At 34.6% G+C, this 21,737-nt stretch carries 20 protein-coding genes; 18 read left to right on the forward strand and 2 right to left on the reverse strand.

The window, feature by feature from the left end; genetic code table 11:
- Positions 1-41 precede the first annotated feature (41 nt).
- The 4 genes from JJQ93_RS02590 to holA are packed head-to-tail and all read left to right on the forward strand — an operon-like array spanning position 42 to position 4,764.
- Positions 42-758, forward strand: a complete 717-nt coding sequence (locus tag JJQ93_RS02590; protein ID WP_085112625.1) for an HAD family hydrolase — start codon at positions 42-44, stop codon at positions 756-758.
- 3 nt (positions 759-761) lie between these two features.
- A complete protein-coding gene (locus JJQ93_RS02595; RefSeq protein ID WP_274892650.1) occupies positions 762-1,493 on the forward strand; it encodes an MBL fold metallo-hydrolase in 732 nt (243 codons plus the stop codon).
- 5 nt (positions 1,494-1,498) lie between these two features.
- A complete protein-coding gene (locus JJQ93_RS02600; protein WP_274892652.1) occupies positions 1,499-3,772 on the forward strand; it encodes a DNA internalization-related competence protein ComEC/Rec2 in 2,274 nt (757 codons plus the stop codon).
- Positions 3,772-4,764 carry a DNA polymerase III subunit delta gene (gene holA, locus JJQ93_RS02605; protein WP_085112623.1) on the forward strand — a complete coding sequence of 331 codons (993 nt, stop codon included), beginning with the start codon at positions 3,772-3,774 and terminating at the stop codon, positions 4,762-4,764. The genes JJQ93_RS02600 and holA overlap by 1 nt, the downstream gene beginning before the upstream one ends.
- Before the next feature lie 22 nt (positions 4,765-4,786).
- Here holA and rpsT read toward each other — a convergent pair whose 3' ends face one another.
- Positions 4,787-5,053 (reverse strand): 30S ribosomal protein S20, encoded by a 267-nt coding sequence (gene rpsT, locus JJQ93_RS02610; protein ID WP_013788292.1) that lies wholly within the window; start codon positions 5,051-5,053, stop codon positions 4,787-4,789.
- Between the two features lie 143 nt (positions 5,054-5,196).
- On the opposite strand from rpsT, the gene JJQ93_RS02615 reads away from it, so the two are divergent.
- The 3 genes from JJQ93_RS02615 (at position 5,197) to spoIIP (ending at position 7,745) form a co-directional block, all read left to right on the forward strand.
- Entirely contained in the window at positions 5,197-5,523 is a 327-nt protein-coding gene (locus JJQ93_RS02615) for a phage holin family protein (protein WP_014758917.1), read from the forward strand.
- Between the two features lie 4 nt (positions 5,524-5,527).
- Positions 5,528-6,499 carry a GPR endopeptidase gene (gene gpr / locus JJQ93_RS02620; protein ID WP_085112621.1) on the forward strand — a complete coding sequence of 324 codons (972 nt, stop codon included), beginning with the start codon at positions 5,528-5,530 and terminating at the stop codon, positions 6,497-6,499.
- A gap of 64 nt (positions 6,500-6,563) precedes the next feature.
- On the forward strand, positions 6,564-7,745 hold the full coding sequence (gene spoIIP / locus JJQ93_RS02625) for a stage II sporulation protein P (RefSeq protein ID WP_274892653.1): 1,182 nt from the start codon (positions 6,564-6,566) through the stop codon (positions 7,743-7,745).
- A 15-nt stretch (positions 7,746-7,760) separates the two neighbouring features.
- On the opposite strand, the gene JJQ93_RS02630 is transcribed toward spoIIP, so the two are convergent.
- Complete coding sequence (locus tag JJQ93_RS02630) at positions 7,761-8,459, reverse strand: N-acetylmuramoyl-L-alanine amidase family protein (protein WP_274892654.1); 699 nt, start codon at positions 8,457-8,459, stop codon at positions 7,761-7,763.
- 101 nt (positions 8,460-8,560) lie between these two features.
- On the opposite strand from JJQ93_RS02630, the gene JJQ93_RS02635 reads away from it, so the two are divergent.
- The 11 genes from JJQ93_RS02635 to JJQ93_RS02685 all read left to right on the forward strand — a co-directional run bounded on the left by JJQ93_RS02635 (position 8,561) and on the right by JJQ93_RS02685 (position 21,635).
- Complete coding sequence (locus JJQ93_RS02635) at positions 8,561-10,753, forward strand: hypothetical protein (protein ID WP_274892655.1); 2,193 nt, start codon at positions 8,561-8,563, stop codon at positions 10,751-10,753.
- Between the two features lie 6 nt (positions 10,754-10,759).
- Positions 10,760-11,881 (forward strand): glycosyltransferase family 4 protein, encoded by a 1,122-nt coding sequence (locus JJQ93_RS02640; protein WP_274892656.1) that lies wholly within the window; start codon positions 10,760-10,762, stop codon positions 11,879-11,881.
- Positions 11,882-11,885: 4 nt separating this feature from the next.
- Entirely contained in the window at positions 11,886-12,146 is a 261-nt protein-coding gene (locus tag JJQ93_RS02645; protein WP_274892657.1) for a hypothetical protein, read from the forward strand.
- Between the two features lie 42 nt (positions 12,147-12,188).
- Positions 12,189-14,006, forward strand: a complete 1,818-nt coding sequence (lepA, locus tag JJQ93_RS02650; RefSeq protein ID WP_274892658.1) for a translation elongation factor 4 — start codon at positions 12,189-12,191, stop codon at positions 14,004-14,006.
- Entirely contained in the window at positions 13,993-15,129 is a 1,137-nt protein-coding gene (gene hemW, locus JJQ93_RS02655; RefSeq protein ID WP_503010257.1) for a radical SAM family heme chaperone HemW, read from the forward strand. Before lepA ends, hemW begins: the two co-directional genes overlap by 14 nt.
- Before the next feature lie 93 nt (positions 15,130-15,222).
- Positions 15,223-16,257, forward strand: a complete 1,035-nt coding sequence (gene hrcA / locus JJQ93_RS02660; protein ID WP_274892659.1) for a heat-inducible transcriptional repressor HrcA — start codon at positions 15,223-15,225, stop codon at positions 16,255-16,257.
- A gap of 26 nt (positions 16,258-16,283) precedes the next feature.
- The gene (gene grpE / locus JJQ93_RS02665; protein WP_274894037.1) at positions 16,284-16,883 is read left to right on the forward strand and encodes a nucleotide exchange factor GrpE; all 600 of its coding nucleotides are present in this window, start codon (positions 16,284-16,286) and stop codon (positions 16,881-16,883) included.
- A 25-nt stretch (positions 16,884-16,908) separates the two neighbouring features.
- Positions 16,909-18,753, forward strand: a complete 1,845-nt coding sequence (gene dnaK / locus JJQ93_RS02670) for a molecular chaperone DnaK (protein ID WP_274892660.1) — start codon at positions 16,909-16,911, stop codon at positions 18,751-18,753.
- Positions 18,754-18,805: 52 nt separating this feature from the next.
- Positions 18,806-19,948, forward strand: coding sequence for a molecular chaperone DnaJ (gene dnaJ, locus JJQ93_RS02675; RefSeq protein ID WP_350494216.1), 1,143 nt, complete (start codon positions 18,806-18,808; stop codon positions 19,946-19,948).
- Between the two features lie 17 nt (positions 19,949-19,965).
- On the forward strand, positions 19,966-20,892 hold the full coding sequence (gene prmA / locus JJQ93_RS02680; protein WP_274892661.1) for a 50S ribosomal protein L11 methyltransferase: 927 nt from the start codon (positions 19,966-19,968) through the stop codon (positions 20,890-20,892).
- A 5-nt stretch (positions 20,893-20,897) separates the two neighbouring features.
- A complete protein-coding gene (locus JJQ93_RS02685; protein ID WP_274892662.1) occupies positions 20,898-21,635 on the forward strand; it encodes a 16S rRNA (uracil(1498)-N(3))-methyltransferase in 738 nt (245 codons plus the stop codon).
- Positions 21,636-21,737 lie beyond the last annotated feature (102 nt).

Here is a 21,737-nt window from a genome sequence, read left to right on the forward strand (position 1 = left end):
TGTATTATTTTATATGAGAATTGCATTGAGGTGAAAGAAATATGATTGATACAGTGATGTTTGACCTTGATGGCACTTTACTTCCTGTTGACACGGACAAAATGATCATGGAGTATTTTGAAGCTATTTCAAATAAAATCTCAGATTATTTCGATAAGTATTACTTCCAAAAAGCTCTTTATTCAGCCAGCATGGACATGATAAACAATTTGGATCCTGATAAGACAAATGAAGAAGCCTTTTTTGATTCGTTTTTGAAGTTAGTGGAATACCCAAAAGATAAAATCATGGAGATTTTTAATGATTTCTATGAAAATGACTATAAGAACCTTGGAGCTAATGTATGTAAAAACGAGTACGCTAAGGCCTGTGTAGAACTGCTGGTTGATAAAGGATATGATGTTGTGCTCGCAACAAATCCGATTTTTCCAGGTATAGCCATAAAAGAGAGATTGAGATGGGCCGGAATTGACCATAAGTACTTTAGCTTTATCACATCTTATGAGCACATGCACTTTTGCAAGCCTTACATACAATATTACAAGGAAATCGTAGAAAGACTCGAGAAAAAGCCTCAACATTGCATCATGATTGGCAATGATGTTGATGAAGATGTAATAGCTGGGACTATTGGCTTTAAGACATATCTATTGGATGAGTTTTTGATTAATAGAACATCAAAAGACATTTCAGCATTTGAACATGGAAATTATAAAGACTTGTATGAGTATATTAAAAGATTGCCTGCTATTAGATAGGAGATGATTAAAGTGAAATTGACAATTCTTGGCTCGCATGGACCTTATCCGGGTGCAGATGGAGCTTGTTCAGGTTATTTGGTGGAAGATAATGGTGTAAATGTGCTTGTAGATTGTGGTAGCGGTATTATCAGCAGATACCAAAAGTATCATGATTTAAAAGATCTAAAATACATAATATTAACCCATTTGCATTCAGACCACATGGCAGATATGCTGGTTTTAAGATATGCGTTGGATATAATGATGAAAAAAGGTTATATAAATGAACCTGTAAACGTGTATTGCCCAGATGAACCTTCAAAAGTTATTGAAGAATTAGGATTTAATGATGTGTTTAAAATCAAACACATAGATGAGACATTGAAACTTGATATTGAAAATTTTACTATAACATTTAAAGAAATGGTTCATCCTGTTAAGACATTTGCCGTAAAATTCAATAATGGAGATAAAACCTTTGTCTTTAGCAGTGATACGATTTACAATGATAAGCTTGTTTCTTTTGCAAATAATGCCGATTTATTCTTGTGCGATGGCAATTTACTAAATGGCGAGAAAGGCCCACACCTTACTGCAAAACAGGCAGCAGAGATTTCAAAGGCTGCTCATTGCAAAAAGCTTGTCGTTACACACCTTTGGCCACAACACTCTATAGAAGAATATGAAAAAGAAGTGTCAGAAGTGATAAATGATGCAAGTATAGCCAAGCCTTTTGAAGTATATTGCGTATAATTGATATGGATAAGCCATTTTTGTACATAGCAGTATTATTATCTGTAGGCATCATAATAAGCAGGTTTCTCGAGATAAATATTGTGCTTTTGTTTTTAACATTTTTAGTTGTTCTTTTTGCCGGCATATACATATATCTGTCCAAAAAAAATGCTATTTACTTGTTGCTTCTGGCAGTATTTGTTTTAGGATTGACTTTAGGAGAAAATGCACTATATTCAAAAGGTGTGTACGATGATTTAAGCAACAGATTGGTTTCATTTGATGGAGTTGTTTCAAATGTCATTTTGAAAGATGGATTTGCAAAATACGTTTTAAGTCCTAAAAACAAAGATAAGATTTTAGTAACGCAGTATGGTGGTACTTATCCTAAAGAAGGCGATTTAACCGAGGTAAGAGGAATAATAGAGCTGCCTCAAGGCGAGAGAAACCCTGGTGGATTTGATTATAGGCTTTATCTTAAAAAAAGCGGCATCAAAGCTTTGATGAATGTAAATGGTTATTCTGTAAAAATCATAAAAAGCGATGCAGACAGCCATATAGATAAAATAATCAGAGAAACAAGAGAAAAAATAATAAAGATTTTTTCTAATTCGATGCCCAAAAATGATGCTGATTTTATCTCATCTGTCATACTGGGTCAATACAATATTGAAGAAGATGTACTTAGTTCTTTTAGGGTTACAGGTCTTACACATATAATTGCGGTGTCAGGATTTAACTTTGGAATATTGACTTTATTTATGATGTTTGTCTTGAATATTTTACACATTAGGAGATATTCTCCTTTTATAATAATTCCACTGCTTTTAATATATACCTTTATTACAGGCGCACCACCATCAGCCGTAAGAGCTGTCATAATGGCTTGCATGGCTTTGATTGCTGTGTCAATCGGAAGAGACAATAATCCTATTAATGCCATATCTTTTGCAGCAACTATGATACTATTTTTCAACCCTTTGATGTTGTTTGACATTGGGTTTCAGCTATCGTTTATAGCGACATTGTCTATTTTGCTTTTGTATAAGCCGATAAAAGATATAATAAATATAAAAAGTGAAAAAATGAAAGAAGCTCTTTCCGTCACTTTAGCAGCACAAATTGGCACAATCCCTATCATTGTATATTTTTTTCACAGTATTTCGATTATTTCACTATTGCCAAATATATTGATTGTACCGATTGTAAGCGTTGCTGTAGTGTTGGGGTTTTTGTCTGCAATTTTAGGTCTTATATATATGCCCCTTTCTATTCCTTTAAATCTTATAAATATACCGGTAGTAGAGATTGTTTTGCATCTTACAAGGATTTTCTCCCAGATACCGCATGCATCTATAAGCGTATCTCAACCGCCAGTTTACATGATGTTATGTTATTATGCTGTACTGATTTTATTGACCAGCAATCTCAGCAGAAAAATTAAAATCAGTGTTGTTTCAACGATGCTGTTTCTTTTGATGGCAGTGTTTGCTATAAATTCATTTACACCTAAAAACCTTGAAATAATTTTTCTCGATGTTGGACAAGGTGATAGCACCTTTTTAATGACTCCGGATGGCAAAAGCATACTGATAGATGGCGGGGGAAGACCTGAATACGGCAATTCTTCCTTTGATGTTGGACAAGATATATTGATGCCATTTTTGCTTTATAAGAATGCTACATCGTTAGATGCGGTGTTTATATCTCATACAGATTATGATCATGTAGGTGGCATATTGTCGATTTTAAACGATGTAGATGTGAAAAGGATATTTATTGGCAGACAAGTGGCGGATAGCGAAAATTTTAAAAAATTAATGGCTATTGCCAGCAAAAAGCAAATACCAGTTTTTCAATTGTCGAAAGGCGATTGGGTTGAGATATCTGGAATAAAATATGATATTTTAAGCCCCGATTCTTACGTGATTGCTGAGAATCCCATAAATAATAATGCGCTGGTTTTTAAAATGATATATAAAAATGTAAGCATCTTATTCACTGGAGATATAGAGAAAGAAGCGGAAAATGCGCTATTAGATGATAATATATCATCAGATATATTAAAAGTTCCACATCATGGATCTAATACGTCATCGCAAAAAAAATTTGTGGACGAGGTAAATCCTAAAATCAGCGTGATAATGGTAGGTAAAAATAATTATGGACAGCCAGATGGAGAAGTAGTAAAATATTTAAAAAGCAAATCACAACTTTTCAGGACAGATAAAGATGGTGCTATTATCGTTGAAACGAATGGCACATTTATACATGTCAAAAAAATGATCGAGGACTGATGACAGTGAATTACAAAGAATTTCTTGAGATTACAAACAAAGGCTTTTTGCCTGCTTATGTTTTTTACGGTGAGGAAAGATTTTTGATCGATGAAGCTATTAAAAAATTAAAAAACAAGCTAATAGCTGAAGGAACTGAAATCATGAATTACACCATAATTGAAGATGCTAATGATAAAAATATAATAGACAGTTTAGAAACTCTTCCATTTATGTCGGAACATAGGTTTGTTTTAATAAAAGATGATGATGTTTTAAAAAAGATAAATGATGACACCGTTGATGCTATAATCAAGCGGATTGAAGGTGGAAACACAGATAGTTGTATTGCGTTTGTGTTTAAGGATAAAATCGACACAAGAAAAAGAATATTCAAAGCAATAAGTAAACATGGTGCTATCGTAAATTTCGAACATTTAAAATTTGATGAAGCAGTCAATTATGTAGGATTTTTCGTAAGAACCTATGGAAAGGTCATAAAAAAACCTGTCGCAGAATATATTGTTAGAAGCGTAGGTGTGGACTTATATACCCTTTTAAATGAAATCAAAAAAATTGTGTCTTACAGTGATGGCAAAGAAGTGCTTATAGATGATGTGAAAGACGTTATGTCAGCATCAACTGCTGAGAATGTATTCAAATTGGTAAACGCAATAGGTTTAAGACAGGAAAAAGTAGCTATATACATATTGAACAAAATGATTTCGAATGAAGAAAATCCGATTGGGATATTAGCTATGATCGCACGACAGTTTCGAATTCTCATAAAAGCTAAATATCTGTTGATGAAAAAAATTGATAAAAAGGAACTGCAGCAAAGCTTAGGAATACCTTATTTTTCAATTAATGATATTATACAGCAATCAAAGTGTTTTAAAGAAAAAGAGCTTTTAAATGCATACAAACTGTGCGTAAAATGTGACAGGGAATTAAAGTCAAGTTATGATGGCAATTTAGCTTTGGAATCATTGATAAGAAAGCTTTGCAATTAAAAAAGCGTACGTCGTACGCTTTTTAAGCATTTAATGCATTAAATTTTGCATATAATCTTGATTTCTTTCTTGCAACTGTATTTTTGTGCAATGTGCCTTTTGAATATGCTTTATCAAGTTCTCTTATGGCATTAATTAAAGCTGCTTTTGTATTATCTATGTTACCTTCTGCTAAACTCTTTTCGAATTTAGAAATAGCTGTTCTAACTTTTGATTTTACTATTTTATTCTCCAATGTCCTTCTTTTTGTTACAAGTATTCTTTTTTTAGCTGATTTTATGTTTGCCAAACCATTCACCTCCTCAAATCAATCAAAAGTAATTTTACCACGAAAAAGCATTTTTTGCAATACAATTCAGGAAAGCAGTTTAGTACAACCTTATGCGAATAATATTTTTTAAAATGTCAATTATATTTTTAGGAGGTGATTTTATGTTAAAAGCGATAATTAGATTTGTAGTTTCAGCGATTGTTTTAATGATCGTAGGTTATCTTGTCCCAGGATTTAGTGTGGCTGGATTTTGGGGTGCTTTGATATCAGCAATTGTGATTGCATTGCTGGGATATATAGTTGAGGCAATGCTTGGTCAAAATATTTCTCCTAGAAGTAGAGGTGTTGTTGGCTTCATAGTTGCAGCAATAGTAATATACGTATCTCAATTTATAGTTCCAACAATACATGCTACTATATTGGGTTCAATAATAGCTGCTTTTGTAATCGGGCTTGTTGATGCTTTTATACCCACAGAATTGAGGTGAGATTATGTTCAATATAAGGACAGATCTTGCTGTTGAGGCCCGTGAAATGTATAAAGGTGGACATGCGGGAGAGATCCCAGGCGTTTTAGTAGATGAAAGCCAAGATGACAACATAAAAATAGTTAAAGTAACCATTTTGGACGATGACGGTGCTAAAACGATGGGAAAACCTATAGGAGATTATATAACTATAGAAGCTCCTGATTTAAGGTACAGGGATATTGAACTTGAAGGCAAAGTAGCACAAAAACTTGCCGATGTAATAAAGAAAATCTCTAATGTTAATGTCAATATGAAAGTCCTTGTAATAGGTTTAGGCAATTGGAATGTGACGCCAGATGCACTTGGACCAAAAGCAATTGAAAATATTGTTGTGACTCGCCACTTGAAAGAATTAGCACCTCTGCAGTTTGGTGAAAATATATGTGCTGTAAGCGCCATGGCTCCCGGTGTATTAGGTATAACAGGCATTGAGACGGCAGAAATCGTTAAAAGCGTTGTTGATAAGATAAAACCTGATTTAGTCATCACAATAGATGCTCTTGCATCGAGGAGAGTTGAAAGGCTTGCTACAACAATACAGATTTCAAATACAGGCATTAGCCCTGGATCGGGAATAGGTAATAAAAGATCTGCTATCAACATGGAAAGCTTAGGTGTTCCTGTTATTGCAATAGGTGTTCCAACCGTAGTAGATGCAGCTACAATTGCTAATGATGCTATAGAACATCTTGAAAGTGCGTTAAAAAACAATGTTGAAAGCGGTAGCCCTTTATACGATGTATTGAAAAACATGAATGATGAAGATAAATACGCTTTAATAAAAGAGGTATTAAGTCCAGAAGAAAACCTCATAGTTACGCCAAAGGAGATTGATCTTCTTATTAAAAATATTTCATCTATTTTGTCAAGAGGAATTAATTTAGCTTTACAACCAAATTTGACAGTAGATGAGATGAACCAACTTGTACATTAAATTAGTAATAAAGCACTTCTCTTGTGAATAATTTATAGTATAAAACCAAAGAGAGGTGCTTTCATTGTACAGAAGTTCGTTAAGGTATTATCGCCTTAAAAAGGTGTCTTTTGTGATTTTATTGCTTTTTAATATTTTATTTTATAGATGGCTTATGACAAATGACATAGAAGCTGCCAATATAAATTTTGAAACAGAGACTTTTGCCGAAGAGTACAATAGCATTAATGGCATGTTTATAACTGCTTTAAATTATACGATGCCAACTGTTGATGTTGGCTATAAAGCTGAAGGATTTTACGATAGAGATTTGACTATGGCTTCAATGTTTAATCTAAATCAAAGAGATCCTCTTAAAATATTAAAGTATCAAATTCCCATTATTGCTCAAATAGACAAAGGAGAAAAAGATAATACATCTAATACGCAAGTTGCAGACAATCGCAATGCTAATCAAAATAAAAATAACGAAGTTGCAAATGAAGCATCAAAAGAAAGTGAGACGAATACAAGTGTGACAAATGTCAGTAACGTTGATACTGGCAAACCACTTATATTGCTTTACCATACACATACGATGGAATCGTACGTTGCGACTTTAAAAAACAAATATGTAGCTGCATATGGATATGATAGAACAAATAATCTAAATTACAATATGGTAAGAGTAGGAGACAGTTTGACAGAATATTTGACTAAAGATTATGGTGTTAGCGTTTTGCATGATCGAACAATACACGATTACAATTACGATCAGTCATACTACAATTCTTCTTTATCAGTAAAAAAATATTTGGAGGAATATCCTTCTATCAAGGTGACTATTGATTTGCACCGTGATGGATATGGAAGTGTAATGCAGCCAGGGGTTGATACAATACCTGTTTTAAGCAGCTTACCAAATCAAGATTACAGAAAAAAATATACGATGGAAATAAACGGACAGACAGTTGCAAAAATAATGTTCATAATTGGCTCTCGAAGGACTGCAGATATGAATGAAGACTGGAAAAAGAATTACGAGTTTGCGAAACAGATTAGCGATAAACTGAATGAATTATATCCAGGTATATCGTTAGGAATAGAGATTCATCAATACGCTGAATACAACCAACACTTTTCAGAGAAAGGCATACTTATTGAATTAGGCAGCAATTACAATACTTTGGAGGAGGCTTTAAATTCCACTCCATACCTAGCTAAAGCAATTTATTTAGTGCTGAAAGATGATGGACTTGCCAAATAATGAGGTTTTGCCTCATTATTTGTTTTTAAAGTATTTTTCTAAGCCAATTACAATGCCAGTTGATAGTTTCTTTAAATAGTCTTTTTTGACGAGTAGGTTTTTGTCGTCATTGTTTGTGATAAAGCCCAGTTCTACTAAGATTCCTGTCTTTTTTGCATTTGTCAGCAAAAAGTAGTCTGCAACATTTGGATTTCTATTTGTTCCAGCAAAGGTATTTAAAGAATCTTGCACATATGATGCCAATGTTTTACTGTTTATATTAGTATTTGAGTAAAAAACCATTGGACCTTTTACATACGGAGCATTGTTGACAGCGTTGACGTGTATGCTAATATATGCATCTATATTATAGTTGTTTATCATATTTACTCTTGCTTTCAAATCTCGCCTATGTCTGTAGTCATTGTCTTTACATAGATTTTCTAAAGAAACATCCTTATCTCTTGTCATCATTACTTTTGCTCCGCGATTTATCAATTCTGCTTTTAAGATCAATGATGCTTCTAAATTGATGTTTTTTTCAAGTATATTTCCAGAGTTTGTGCCACCATCTATTCCTCCATGGCCAGGATCGATTAGTATGATTTTGCCTTTTAATGGATTGTCTGTTGCTGAAAATGCCTTATTATTGCTTAATATCAACGGTAAAATTGTGGATAATAGTACCAAAGATATGGTACAATATATACAAATGAATTTAAATGATTTTTTCAATTTTGATGCCCCCAATCTAGTTTTATATTTAGATAAAAATAGGCTTATTATACTGTATATAATTATGATTTATGTATAAAACTGTTATTTAGGAGGTAACGATGAAAAACAAGTTTGTTTTATTTTTTTTAGTTTTGCTTTTCTTTTTGAGTGCAATTTCTTTTTCTTATGCACAAACTGCACAGGATGGGAAAAAGGCCGTAGTATTTATATTAAATAGAGTTGCTATCGATGATTTTTTAAATGTTAATTTAAAAAATATTAACAAGATGATAGAAAATGGTACTTATGGCCTTATGACTGTCAATGCTGATGGTGGCAGATCCTTGGAAAGTGTTTTTATGACACTTGGTACAGGCACTCGTGCTGTTGGTTCTAATGGTGCTTCTTTGAATTTCAACACATGGGAAACATACAACCATGAATTGGCGTCCACAATTTATGAGAGGAATACAGGGAAAATTCCTTCGGAAGGACAAATTTTAAATCTAGATATAGCCCAGATAATCAGAAACAACTCTAAAAGAAATCATATTATAAGGCCTGGCTTATTAGGGGATAAATTTAAGGATAGTGGGCTTAATGTGGCTGTTTTTGGCAATGAAGATACAGATGTTGATTACAAAAGATATGCTCCTTTAATAGGTATGAATTACAGAGGCATCGTGCCTTATGGAGATGTCAGTTATATGACGAATAAAAGGGATCAATTGATGCCTTATGGCTTATCGACAGATTATGATACCATGTACAAGGAGTATCTAAATATTAAAGATAATGTGGCTCTAACCATATTTGATTTAGGCGACACTGCAAGAGCAAATGATTACCAAAACAGCGGATTAGATAAGATAAATAAAGAGAACAAAGAAAAAGCACTAAGGAATGCTGATGAATTCATCGGGAAAATTTTACGTTCTGATAGTGGAAACACTCTTTTTATGATTGTCACTCCTTTGCCGCCTTCTCAAAAAATGGGTCAAAATGATTTTTTGGCGCCTGTTGTAATGTATGGAAATGGTATTGCAAAAGGTAAGCTTATAACATCTGATACGACGAAAAGGATGGGTGTTGTTACAAATACAGATTTGCTTCCAACTATATTAACGTATTTTGGCTTAGATGTACCTGCGTTTGTAACTGGACATAATTTGTATTCATCAGATGTCAATGGAGATTTAATGAAGCTTGAAAATTTAGAAAAGCAACTTACATTTAACTATACGTATAGACCGTACTTTTTAAAAACTTATGTGATGTTGCAAATATTTATACTGATTTTGTCTTTGGTGATACTGCTGTTCTTCAAAGAATACTCCACTTTAGTAAAACCTTTTTTGCTTTTAATACCGATTATGCCTATAAGTTTCTTGCTTTTGCCTCTATTTGATTATACAAACATCGTAAATAGCGTTTTAGGCATTGTTGTTGTTTCGGCGGTCTTTACATTGGTTACATATAAGTTAGCCAAAAAAAGCAGTTTTAGATACTTTTTAATTGCAGCCTTCACTGCTGCTATATTGATGCTGGACATGCTTACAGGATATAATCTTTTGAAAAATTCATTTTTAAGTTACGATGTAATCGCAGGTGCCAGATTCTACGGTATCGGAAATGAGTACATGGGGATTTTCATAGGAGCCGTTTTGTGCTTCCCACTTTTGTCATTTGAGACATTTAGGAATATTGACAAAAGATATCTAATATTTGCAAATATATTGATTTACATTATTGTCCTCTACTTTATAGCATCGCCGTCTTTGGGAACAAATGTAGGCGGTGGTATAGCCGCATTTGCAGCATTTTCAGTTGCGTCAATGTACTTATTTGGCAAAAAACTTAACATTAAAAATATTTTGTTTGTAGGTGGAAGTATCGTTGTATTATTATTTTTGCTGTTTTATGTTGACTCTTTAAGACCTGTATCAGAGCAAACGCACATAGGGCAGACATTCAATTTAGTGAAAAATAATGGGATTTACCCTCTTATTCAGATATTTGCAAGAAAGATTAGCATGAATTTGAAGCTTTTCAAGTATTCTGTCTGGAGCAGGGCTTTAGTTACGCTGGTGTTGGTACTCTTTGTACTTTTTTATAAACCAGTTGGCGCTTTAAAGAAGATTCTTAACGAGCGAAAATTTGTATACATAAGCTTTTTATCCACCGTAGTAGGAAGTATTTTTGCTTTAGTTTTTAACGATTCAGGTGTTGTTGCGGCGGCTACAACGATGGTCTATGCTGTGCCAATGCTTATTGACATTATCATTGATGAAAATAAATTTATAAAGGAGTGAAATAGATTGGAAAAAATAAGAGTTTTACATGTTGTAAGGGAAGCAGAAGGCGGCATGAAGAAGCATCTGCTGTCGATTCTTAATGGACTTGATAAAGACAAGTATCAATTAGCTGTTGGCTGTTCTTTTGACAAAAAAACAACGGATGACTTGATAGAAGATGGTGTATCTGTTTATCGTGTTGATATTTGCGATGGAATAAATTTTAAGAAAGATTTTGCTGCGATAAAGAAGCTTAGAGCTATTATAGATGATTTTAGACCACATATTATTCATTTTCATGGAGCAAAAGCATCCTTAGTTGGAAGACTGGCTTCACTGGGATACAATTTAAAGATCGCTGTGACAGTACACAATTTTCCTAATTACAAAAATATGAATAAGATAAAAAAGTATTTTTATCTGACAATCAATAAGTATTTAAATAAAAAGACAGATGCAGTAGTTGCAGTGTCTTACGCTCTTAAAAATGCCATTGTAGATGAAGAAAGCATACCGTCTGATAAAGTGCGTATAGTGTACAACGGCATTGATGTGCCACAATTCATTAAAGAGCCTTTAAAATTGAGAGAAAAATACGACATAGCTTCAGATACTCTTATAATCGGTTGTGTTGCAAGGCTTATACCGTCAAAAGGTGTTCAAGATCTTATTGAATCATTGAATATACTTAGGGGAAAAGTTAAAGCATTTGTCTTTATAGCAGGTGATGGACCATATATGGAACATCTTAAAGATATGGCGAGGGATTTAAAGCTTGATAATGTGGAATTTTTGGGGTTTATAGAAGATATATTCAATTTTTTAAGCAGCATAGATATCTTTGTATTGCCGTCTCACAGCGAAGGCTTTGGTATATCGGTTGCTGAGGCTATGGCGTTAGGTGTACCTGTCATTGCTACAGATGTTGGAGGAATACCTGAGATAGTTAAAAATGATGAAAATGGAATCATCGTAAAATCTGAGGCTCCTAAAGATTTGGCCAATGCTATTGAAGTTCTTGTATTAAATGAAGATTTGAGAAATAAATTTTCAAAAAAAGGCAAAGAATATATTTTAAGCAATTTTTCGAAAGAAAAGATGATAAAAGAATTGGATTTTTTGTACGATGAACTTAGGAGGAAATGAAAGTTTGAGCAGGGTAAAAGAGAAAAAAGAAAGGCTTAGAAAGCTGAGAATGCTATACTTATTCATATCCATCTACATAATTTTTATCATGTTATGCATATTTCAAGTGGATTACACGTTTAATGCTTTGACAACAGGTATTGCAAGTCAAAGCATATTTAAGATTGCTATAAGCAAAGATTTTCTCAACATAACTTTTTTGGGACAACATAGTCATGTGCCATTAAAAGGTGTTGATGGTCTTTTCAAATCTCTGTACAAGTAATTTTTTATGCTATAATATTAATATATGTGAAGGAGGTTTGAAATGTCTAAAGTTAGAAAAGAAAACAAGAGGAATTTTTGCATTATAGCCCATATAGACCATGGTAAATCTACTCTGGCGGATAGATTGATTGAGAAGACTGGTGTATTGACAGAAAGAGAAATGGAAGAGCAGGTTTTAGACAGCATGGATTTGGAAAGGGAAAGAGGTATAACCATAAAGCTTCAGCCAGTCCGCCTCATATACAAAGCAAATGATGGAGAGGAGTATGAATTGAATCTTATAGATACTCCTGGACATGTTGACTTTACGTATGAAGTCTCGAGGAGTATTGCGGCATGTGAAGGCGCTTTGTTGGTTGTTGATGCAACGCAAGGGATAGAAGCCCAAACGCTGGCAAATTTGTATCTGGCATTAGAGCACGATCTTGAAATCGTGCCTGTTATAAACAAGATAGATCTTCCATCTGCAGATCCTGATTTTGTAAAAAAAGAGATCGAAGATGTTATTGGCATCGATGCCGAAGATTCTTTGCTTATATCTGCGAAAGAAGGCATAGGTATTGAAGATGTTTTGGAAGCAATAGTAAAGAGGATACCGCCACCATCAGGAGACCAAGAAAAACCGCTTAAAGCATTGATATTTGATTCGTTTTACGACAATTATAAGGGTGCTATAAGTTTTATAAGGGTTTTTGACGGCACATTAAAGCAAGGCGATAAGATAAGAATGATGTCCACCGGGAAAGAATTTGAAGTGACAGAAGTAGGCATATTTAGGCCTAATTTAAGTCCGGTCGATTTTCTTTCTGTTGGTGATGTTGGGTATGTGGCTGCCAGCATAAAAAATGTCAGCGATACTCGTGTAGGAGATACCATAACAAATGCACAATTTCCGGCATCTGAACCTTTGCCTGGATATAAAAAAGTCACACCAATGGTTTTTTGTGGAATATATCCAGCGGAGGGCGAGGACTATGAAAATCTAAAAGATGCACTTATGAAACTGCAATTAAACGATGCGTCATTGACATTTGAGCCAGATACATCTGCAGCTCTTGGATTTGGCTTTAGATGCGGTTTTTTAGGTCTTTTGCACATGGACATAATACAGGAGAGGTTGGAGAGGGAATATAATCTAAATTTGGTGACTACTGCACCTGGCGTTATCTATAAGGTCTACAAGACAAACGGAGAAGTAATTGAACTGGATAATCCAGCAAATTTGCCGGAGCCCACGTTGATCGATCATATAGAAGAACCTATAATTACTGCTACAATAATGTCTCCTACAGAGTACGTAGGACCCATAATGGAGCTCTGTCAAGATAGAAGGGGCGTTTATCAAGGAATGGATTACCTTGAGCCTACTAGAGTGCTTATTAAATACGATATTCCGTTAAACGAAATAATATATGATTTTTTTGATGCTTTAAAATCCAGGACAAAAGGGTATGCTTCATTAGATTATGAGCTAAAAGGCTACAAGACATCAGATCTTGTGAAATTGGATATACTTATAAATGGTGAGATAGTGGATGCTTTGTCTATGATAGTCCATAAGGATAAGGCTTATGAAAGAGCCAGAAAGATGACAGAAAGGTTAAAAGAAAATATACCGCGCCATCTTTTTGAGATTCCTATACAAGCCGCTATAGGTTCAAAAATAATAGCAAGGGAAACTGTCAAAGCATTGAGGAAGAACGTTTTGGCAAAGTGCTATGGCGGAGATGTTACGCGAAAGAAAAAATTGTTAGAAAAGCAAAAAGAGGGCAAAAAGAGAATGAGACAAATAGGGAAGGTTGAGATTCCGCAAGAGGCATTTATGTCAATCTTAAAGCTTGATGATGACAATGATTAGATCTGGTATATACGTTCATATTCCGTTTTGCAAGAAAAAATGCTATTATTGTGATTTTAATTCTTATGCAAACATGGAAGATAGTTTTTTTTCGTTTAAAGAAGCAATAATAAAGGAGATTAAAACGAGAAAAGAGGAGCTTAAAGATATATACACTTCTGTGTATATAGGAGGAGGTACGCCGAATGTCTTGCCTCCTTCATACATCGAAGAAATATTGAGTGAAATCTACGAAAACTACAGCTTAAGCAAAGATGCAGAGATCACGATTGAATTAAATCCTGGCTTAATAGATGAAGAAAAACTTAAGTCATATAAAAAAGCAGGTGTAAATAGAATAAGCATAGGCTTGCAGTCTTGGCAAAACAATTTATTAAAAGCTATCGGCAGAATACATACAGTAAGTGATTTTATTGAAAATTATGGTTTGGCATCTAAATATTTTGACAACATAAACATAGATATAATGTATGCGCTGCCAAATCAGACTTTTGAAGATTTTAAAGAAACATTGACAAACGTAATTGCATTAAAGCCATCACACATTTCTTGTTATGGACTTATATTAGAAAAAGGAACGATGCTTTACGATATGTATGAAAGAAATGAAGTTAAGCTTGCTGATGATGAATACGAATTGATGATGTTCCACTATGGTGCAGAGCTTTTAGAGAATAGTGGATACAGACATTATGAAATTTCGAATTACGCATTGCCTGGATTTGAATGCCGACACAACAAGCTGTATTGGATGGATTTACACTATTTGGGCTTTGGACCTGGTGCGTATTCATTTGTAGGAAATAAGCGATTTGGCAATATAAAAAATGTTAAAAAGTACATAGACATGATTTATAATGATGGACATGCGGTTGACGATGTTGATGAGCTGTCTTTAGAAGATCAAATGTCCGAGTTTATGTTTTTAGGCCTTAGGATGATGGATGGAGTAAATGATAATGACTTTAAAGAGAGATTTGGGAAAAGCATGTTTTCTGTGTTTAAAGATGCTATTTATAAAAATATGGAATTAGGCTTATTAGTTAAAGAAGGAGATGTCCTTAAATTAACATCAAAAGGTGTGGATATATCCAATAATGTGTTTGAGGATTTTTTGTTTTAAAGTATTGACAAATATCCACAATAGTGGTATTTTTAAATCGTAATTAGCACTCTCAAGCTAAGAGTGCTAACAATAGAACTTGGGGTGGTGAATATGCCGTTAGATGATAGGAAGAAAAAGATTTTAGAAGCTGTGATTAACGACTATATTTTGACGGCAGAACCAATTGGATCTAGGACAATCGCAAAACGATATAACCTTGGTGTAAGTTCGGCAACGATCAGAAATGAGATGGCTGACCTTGAAGAGATGGGGTACCTTGAACAACCTCATACATCTGCAGGTAGAATACCATCTGACAAAGGATATAGATTTTACGTTAATAATATATTAGAACATTATTTGAATGAGAGCCGTGACGATGAAGTAGAGACAATTGATGAGGTGTTTGCTGAGATAGATGATATAGTGAAAAAGTATGCCAGGCTATTATCTACCGTTACTAACCATACTATAGTGGTTAAAATGCCTCGAATTGATGAAAACACGATTAAGCGAATACAGATATTGCCTGTTGATGCAAACAAATTGATACTTCTTGTTATGACAGAATCAGGTATTATGAAAAACTATTTGATAAGTTTAAAGGACAATATTGACAATAATTTGTTTGAGTTTTTAAACAACCTAATCAACAATAAAATGATAGGAAAAAGAAAAAGAGAAATGGATCAGACATTGAGAGATGAGATAAAAAAAGAGTCTGGCAGTGCTATCGGAATCATAGACAAGATTACAGATACTATCATAAATGGTTTAAAGCAAATGGATGAAACAGACTTGTATTCGGAAGGTATTTCAAATATTCTCAACTTTCCTGAGTACAAGGATCTGTTAAAAGCCAAGATGTTTTTCGATCTAATTGACAATAAAGACATTATGAATTCAGTGTTGGAGCCTTTAGATGATTCCATCGATGTTACTATTGGAAGTGAAAGCAAGTTTGAAGAGATGTGGGATTTAAGCATAATCAAATCTACTTATAAGATAAACGGTGAGGTTGTGGGAACTTTTGGCATTATTGGACCTACAAGGATGAATTACAAGAGGCTTATAAATGAAATAAATACTATGTCAAATGAATTGTCAAAAGTCTTATCATATATATATCAAGAAAATAAGAGGTGAAACAATTGGACAGAGAAAAAGATACAATGGAAAGCAAAAACAATTTAGACGAAGATTTAAAAGACAATGTATCTGATGCTGACCGACCTCAAGATGACAGTGAAGGCAGTATCGGTACAGAAAATTCTGATCAGGGTGAAGAAAAAATTGACGAAGGAGAAATTGAAGAATTGAAAAATAAGCTTAAGCAGAAAGAAGACGAAGCCAATGAATACTTAGAGATGGCCCAGAGGTTGAAAGCAGAATTTGAAAATTACAGAAAAAGAACAGAAAAGGAAAAAGCTGATCTGGTTGAGTATGGCAAAGAGCAAGTGATTTTGGAAATACTGCCTGTTGTAGATAATTTTGAGAGAGCTCTCGAAGCATCTCATGGTGACAGTGAAGAAATAGCTTCCTTTAAAGAAGGTGTCAATTTAATATACAGGCAGTTTAAAGGTGTTTTGGAAAAACTGGGTGTTAAAGAGATAGAGTCTTTAGGTCAAATCTTTGATCCATACAAACATCATGCTGTTATGCAGGAAGAGGTAGAGGATAAGAAGGAAAATGAGATAATTGAAGTTTTTCAAAAAGGATACATGTTTAATAATAAAGTAATAAGACCAAGTATGGTCAAAGTAGCAAAATAAAGTATAGGAATAGGAGGAGTAGATCATGGGAAAAATTATAGGAATTGATCTTGGCACAACTTTTTCGTGCGTAGCTGTGATGGAAGGAGGACAGCCGGTAGTTATACCAAACTCAGAGGGAGCCAGGACAACTCCATCTGTTGTAGCATTTACAAAAGAAGGTGAAAGATTAGTAGGTCAAGTTGCAAAAAGGCAAGCTATCACAAACCCTGAAAGGACAGTTATGTCTATAAAAAGACATATGGGTTCTGACTACAAAGTAACTATTGATGGAAAGGATTATACACCGCAAGAGATTTCAGCTATGATACTGCAGAAATTAAAGGCTGATGCTGAAGCGTACTTAGGGGAGAAGGTTACAGAAGCTGTAATAACAGTTCCTGCGTATTTCAATGACAGCCAAAGGCAGGCAACTAAAGATGCAGGTAGGATAGCTGGACTTGATGTAAAGAGAATTATAAACGAGCCTACTGCGGCTTCATTGGCATATGGGCTTGATAAGCAAGGCAATCAAAAGATAATGGTGTACGATTTAGGTGGTGGCACATTCGATGTATCCATACTTGAGATAGGCGATGGAGTATTCGAAGTATTGGCTACAAGTGGTAATAACCACTTAGGCGGTGATGATTTTGACCAGAGGATCATGGATTGGTTGGCAGACAACTTCAAAAAAGAGTATGGGATCGACTTGAGAAACGACAAGATGGCAATGCAAAGGCTTAAAGATGCAGCAGAAAAGGCGAAGATAGAACTTTCTTCTGCTATGACAGCTAACATAAACTTGCCTTTTATAACAGCTGATGCTACAGGCCCTAAGCACATAGATGTAAATCTTACAAGAGCAAAATTTGAGGAACTTATCAATGATTTGGTGCAATCTACTGTTGAACCAGTAAACCGTGCATTAAGCGATGCGAAACTTAGCCCTTCAGACATTGATAAAGTGATATTAGTCGGTGGTTCGACGAGAATACCATTCGTTCAAGAGACAGTAAAAAGGATAATGGGCAAAGAACCGCACAAAGGCATAAACCCAGATGAATGTGTTGCAATTGGGGCCGCAATTCAAGGTGGTGTATTAGGAGGCGAAGTTAAAGACGTCTTACTATTGGATGTCACACCGCTTTCTCTTGGCATTGAAACACTTGGTGGTGTATTCACAAAATTAATTGAGAGGAATACTACAATTCCTACAAAGAAGAGCCAGATATTCTCGACTGCGGCAGATGGGCAGACATCTGTTGAGATACACGTTCTGCAAGGTGAAAGACCTATGGCTCGCGACAACAAGACACTTGGAAGATTCACATTGACTGGAATTCCACCTGCTCCAAGAGGAGTGCCTCAGATAGAAGTTACATTTGACATTGATGCTAATGGCATTGTCCATGTTTCTGCAAAAGATTTGGGTACAGGAAAATCTCAGAACATAACGATCACTTCTTCTTCTAACTTAAGCGAAGAAGAGATAAACAGAATGATGAATGAAGCGAAACAGCATGAAGAAGAAGACAGAAGGAGAAAAGAAGAGATAGAAGTAAGAAACAATGCAGATTCATTGATATACCAAGCCGAAAAGACCATGAAAGATTTGGCGGACAAGATGACACAACAAGAAAAAGATGATATAAATAAAGAGATAGAAAATGTAAGAAAAGCTCTTGAAGGTAGCGATATTAACGCTATAAAAAGTGCTTCAGAAAAATTGTCACAAGCATTTTATAACGTATCTTCCCGCATATATCAACAAGCAGGCGGCACAGGTCAGACAAATAGCTATAATAGTGGCAGTGATGGAGCATCTAATAAAGAGAATGTATATGAAGCAGACTATAGGATGGAAGATGACAACAAAGATAATAAATAAGAACCAGGGCAATCCTGGTTCTCATTCATGTTGAGAAAGGCAGGTGATGTGTATGGCAAAAGATTATTATGCAATATTAGGCCTTGATAAAAATGCCAGTGATGAAGATATAAAGAAGGCTTATAGAACTCTTGCAAAGAAGTATCATCCTGACTTAAATCCTGGCAATAAAGAGGCAGAACAAAAGTTTAAAGAAATAAATGAAGCATATCAAATTTTGTCTGATCCTCAGAAAAAAGCTCAGTATGATCAATTTGGCGATGCAGCATTTAATCAAGGTGGTTTCAACCAAGGAGATTTTGGTGGCTTTGGTGGTTTTGGCCAAGGTGGATTTGATTTTGGCGGCTTTGGCGACATTTTTGGTGATATATTTGGTGATATGTTTGGAGGCAGTACCAGAAGAAAAACTGGCCCTCAAAAAGGAAATGACATAAGGATTAATTTGAGTTTGTCTTTTGAGGAAGCTGCATTTGGCGTCGAGAAAGAGATTGAAGTTGAAAGGTATGAAAAATGCGATAGATGCAATGGTTCAGGTGCAAATCCAGGAACGAAAGTAGAGGCATGCCCCGAATGTCATGGTACAGGTGAGGTCAGAATAACGCAAAATACGCCGTTTGGCAGGATAGTCAATGTAAGAACGTGTCCTAGGTGTCATGGAGAAGGCAAGATAGTCAAAGATCCATGTTCAAAGTGTCATGGAACTGGAAGGATAAGAAAACTAAGGAAACTCAAGGTTAATATACCTGCTGGAATTGATGAAGGACAAATGGTATCATTAAGAGGTGAAGGTGAACCAGGAGAAAGAGGAGGAGCTAATGGAGATCTTTTTATTGTAATAAGCATAAAACCTCATAAGATATTCAAGCGTGATGGATTTAATGTCTTGCTTAAAATGCCTATAAGTTTTGTAGATGCTGCACTTGGTGCAGAGATAGAAGTTCCTACTCTTGATGGCAAAGCTATATACAATATTCCGCCTGGAACTCAGACTGGAACGGTGTTTAGGCTTAGGAACAAAGGAATACCTCATATCAATGGAAGAGGACGTGGTGACGAATTTGTAGAGGTATATATCGATGTTCCTAAGAAATTGACGGAAAGGCAAAAAGAGCTATTGAGGGAGTTTGACAAACTTAGCAATGATAGCGGTAGTAAATCATTTTTTCAAAAAGTAAAAGATGCTTTTGGAGCATAAAAAAAAGGGTGATATGATTGAAATGGCTTGAAGTTAAAATTACGACTTCAGTGGAAGCTGAGGAAGCTATAACAAATATAATGCATGAAGTTGGTGCGGGCGGTGTTGTCATAGAAGATCCCAATGATTTGAAGATATTAAATGATAGCAATGAATGGGATTATGTAGATCCTGATATGATTGTAGATAGTGATAAGGTTGTAATATCAGCTTATTTCCCTCTTACCCCAAGTACAATTGACAAATTAAGCATAATCAAGGATAGAATAACAGGACTTAAAGAATATAATTTGGACATTGGAGATTTTACGTTTGAAACGGCTGAAGTCGATGATGAAGATTGGGCAAACAGTTGGAAAAAGTATTATAAGACTTTTAAGATTGGCAAGCGTGTTGTCATAAAACCATCATGGGAAGATTATAACCCAGAAGAAAATGAGATAGTAGTTGAGTTAGATCCAGGCATGGCTTTTGGCACAGGCAGTCATGAGACTACAAAAATGTGCATAGAATTTTTAGAAGACAATGTTAAAAGTGGCGATACCGTGTTTGATGTTGGATGCGGTACAGGTATATTGTCAATTGTCAGCTCTAAGTTAGGTGCAAAAAAAGTTTTTGCAGTTGATGTTGACGAAGTTGCATTAAAAGTGGCTTCTCTAAATGTAAAATTAAACAAACTGGATAATATCGAGGTTTTGAAAAGCGATCTTTTAAAAGAGCTAAATGGTGAGGCGGATTTAATAGTCGCAAATATTATAGCTGATATAATAATAAAAGCTACTTTTGATATACACGAAAAACTTAAAGAAAATGGTTTGTTCATATCAAGCGGAATAATTAAAGATCGTAAAGATGATGTTTTAAATGCTATTTCCGAATATTTTGACGTTATTGAGGTTAAAGAAGATGGGGAATGGGTTGCAATATTATCAAGGAAAAAGTGAGTGCCGTGAGAAGACTTTTTATAAAAGATGAGGATATAAAAGATGGCATAGTCAGGATATATGGTGATGATGTTCATCATATAAAGGATGTATTAAGGCTAAAGATTGGAACTGATTTGGTGGTTTCTAATGGAGTAAAACAGTACAATGCTTCTATTCTCTCTATAGAAAGCACATCTGTTTTATTAAAGATAGTCGATGAGTTGCATCAAGTCGTAGAAAGTTCTATAAATGTGACTTTATTTCAAGGACTGCCAAAGTCTGACAAAATGGATTTGATTGTTCAGAAATGCACAGAAATTGGAATAAAAAAGATTGTGCCTGTTGAAACCGAATATTCTATTATAAAGATTAAAGAAAAAAGCATAGGAAACAAAATAAACAGGTGGAATAAAATTTCTCAAGAAGCATCAAAGCAATCTGGAAGATTGATAGTGCCAGAAGTGTTGGAGCCGATAAGTTTTAATATTGCTGTGAATTACATCCATGAGTTTGATTTATGTGTAATGCCATATGAAAGAGAGACCAATGTTAGATTAAAAGATGTTTTAAAGGAGAATAATGGTGCAAAAAATATTTGCATTTTTATCGGGCCTGAAGGTGGCTTCTCGCCCAGTGAAGTAGCCATGGCGACTGAAAATGGTGCTGTGATTGTCACATTGGGTCCAAGGATTTTAAGGACAGAAACGGCCGGTATTGTGGCTGGTTCTATAATTTTGTACGAGTTGGGAGATTTAGGATAGACGATTTTTACTTTGCCTCTTAAATATTTTCGAGGCTTATTTTTTTATATTTCGTTAAATGTTATAATAAATCTTGAGCTTTATAACAAACAATATGGGAGG

Origin of the sequence: Thermoanaerobacterium sp. R66 (assembly GCF_028895185.1) — a bacterium.
GTDB lineage: Bacteria > Bacillota > Thermoanaerobacteria > Thermoanaerobacterales > Thermoanaerobacteraceae > Thermoanaerobacterium.

Excerpts from the sequence above, each read along its gene's own strand:
- JJQ93_RS02635 (WP_274892655.1), top strand. The coding sequence starts at position 8,561 with ATGAAAAACAAGTTTGTTTTATTTTTTTTAGTTTTGCTTTTCTTTTTG.
- hrcA (WP_274892659.1), top strand. The coding sequence starts at position 15,223 with ATGCCGTTAGATGATAGGAAGAAAAAGATTTTAGAAGCTGTGATTAAC.
- hemW (WP_503010257.1), top strand. The coding sequence starts at position 13,993 with ATGACAATGATTAGATCTGGTATATACGTTCATATTCCGTTTTGCAAG.
- gpr (WP_085112621.1), top strand. The coding sequence starts at position 5,528 with ATGTTCAATATAAGGACAGATCTTGCTGTTGAGGCCCGTGAAATGTAT.
- grpE (WP_274894037.1), top strand. The coding sequence starts at position 16,284 with ATGGAAAGCAAAAACAATTTAGACGAAGATTTAAAAGACAATGTATCT.
- lepA (WP_274892658.1), top strand. The coding sequence starts at position 12,189 with ATGTCTAAAGTTAGAAAAGAAAACAAGAGGAATTTTTGCATTATAGCC.
- dnaJ (WP_350494216.1), top strand. The coding sequence starts at position 18,806 with ATGGCAAAAGATTATTATGCAATATTAGGCCTTGATAAAAATGCCAGT.
- JJQ93_RS02590 (WP_085112625.1), top strand. The coding sequence starts at position 42 with ATGATTGATACAGTGATGTTTGACCTTGATGGCACTTTACTTCCTGTT.
- JJQ93_RS02595 (WP_274892650.1), top strand. The coding sequence starts at position 762 with ATGATTAAAGTGAAATTGACAATTCTTGGCTCGCATGGACCTTATCCG.
- holA (WP_085112623.1), top strand. The coding sequence starts at position 3,772 with ATGACAGTGAATTACAAAGAATTTCTTGAGATTACAAACAAAGGCTTT.
- dnaK (WP_274892660.1), top strand. The coding sequence starts at position 16,909 with ATGGGAAAAATTATAGGAATTGATCTTGGCACAACTTTTTCGTGCGTA.
- JJQ93_RS02600 (WP_274892652.1), top strand. The coding sequence starts at position 1,499 with ATGGATAAGCCATTTTTGTACATAGCAGTATTATTATCTGTAGGCATC.
- JJQ93_RS02615 (WP_014758917.1), top strand. The coding sequence starts at position 5,197 with ATGTTAAAAGCGATAATTAGATTTGTAGTTTCAGCGATTGTTTTAATG.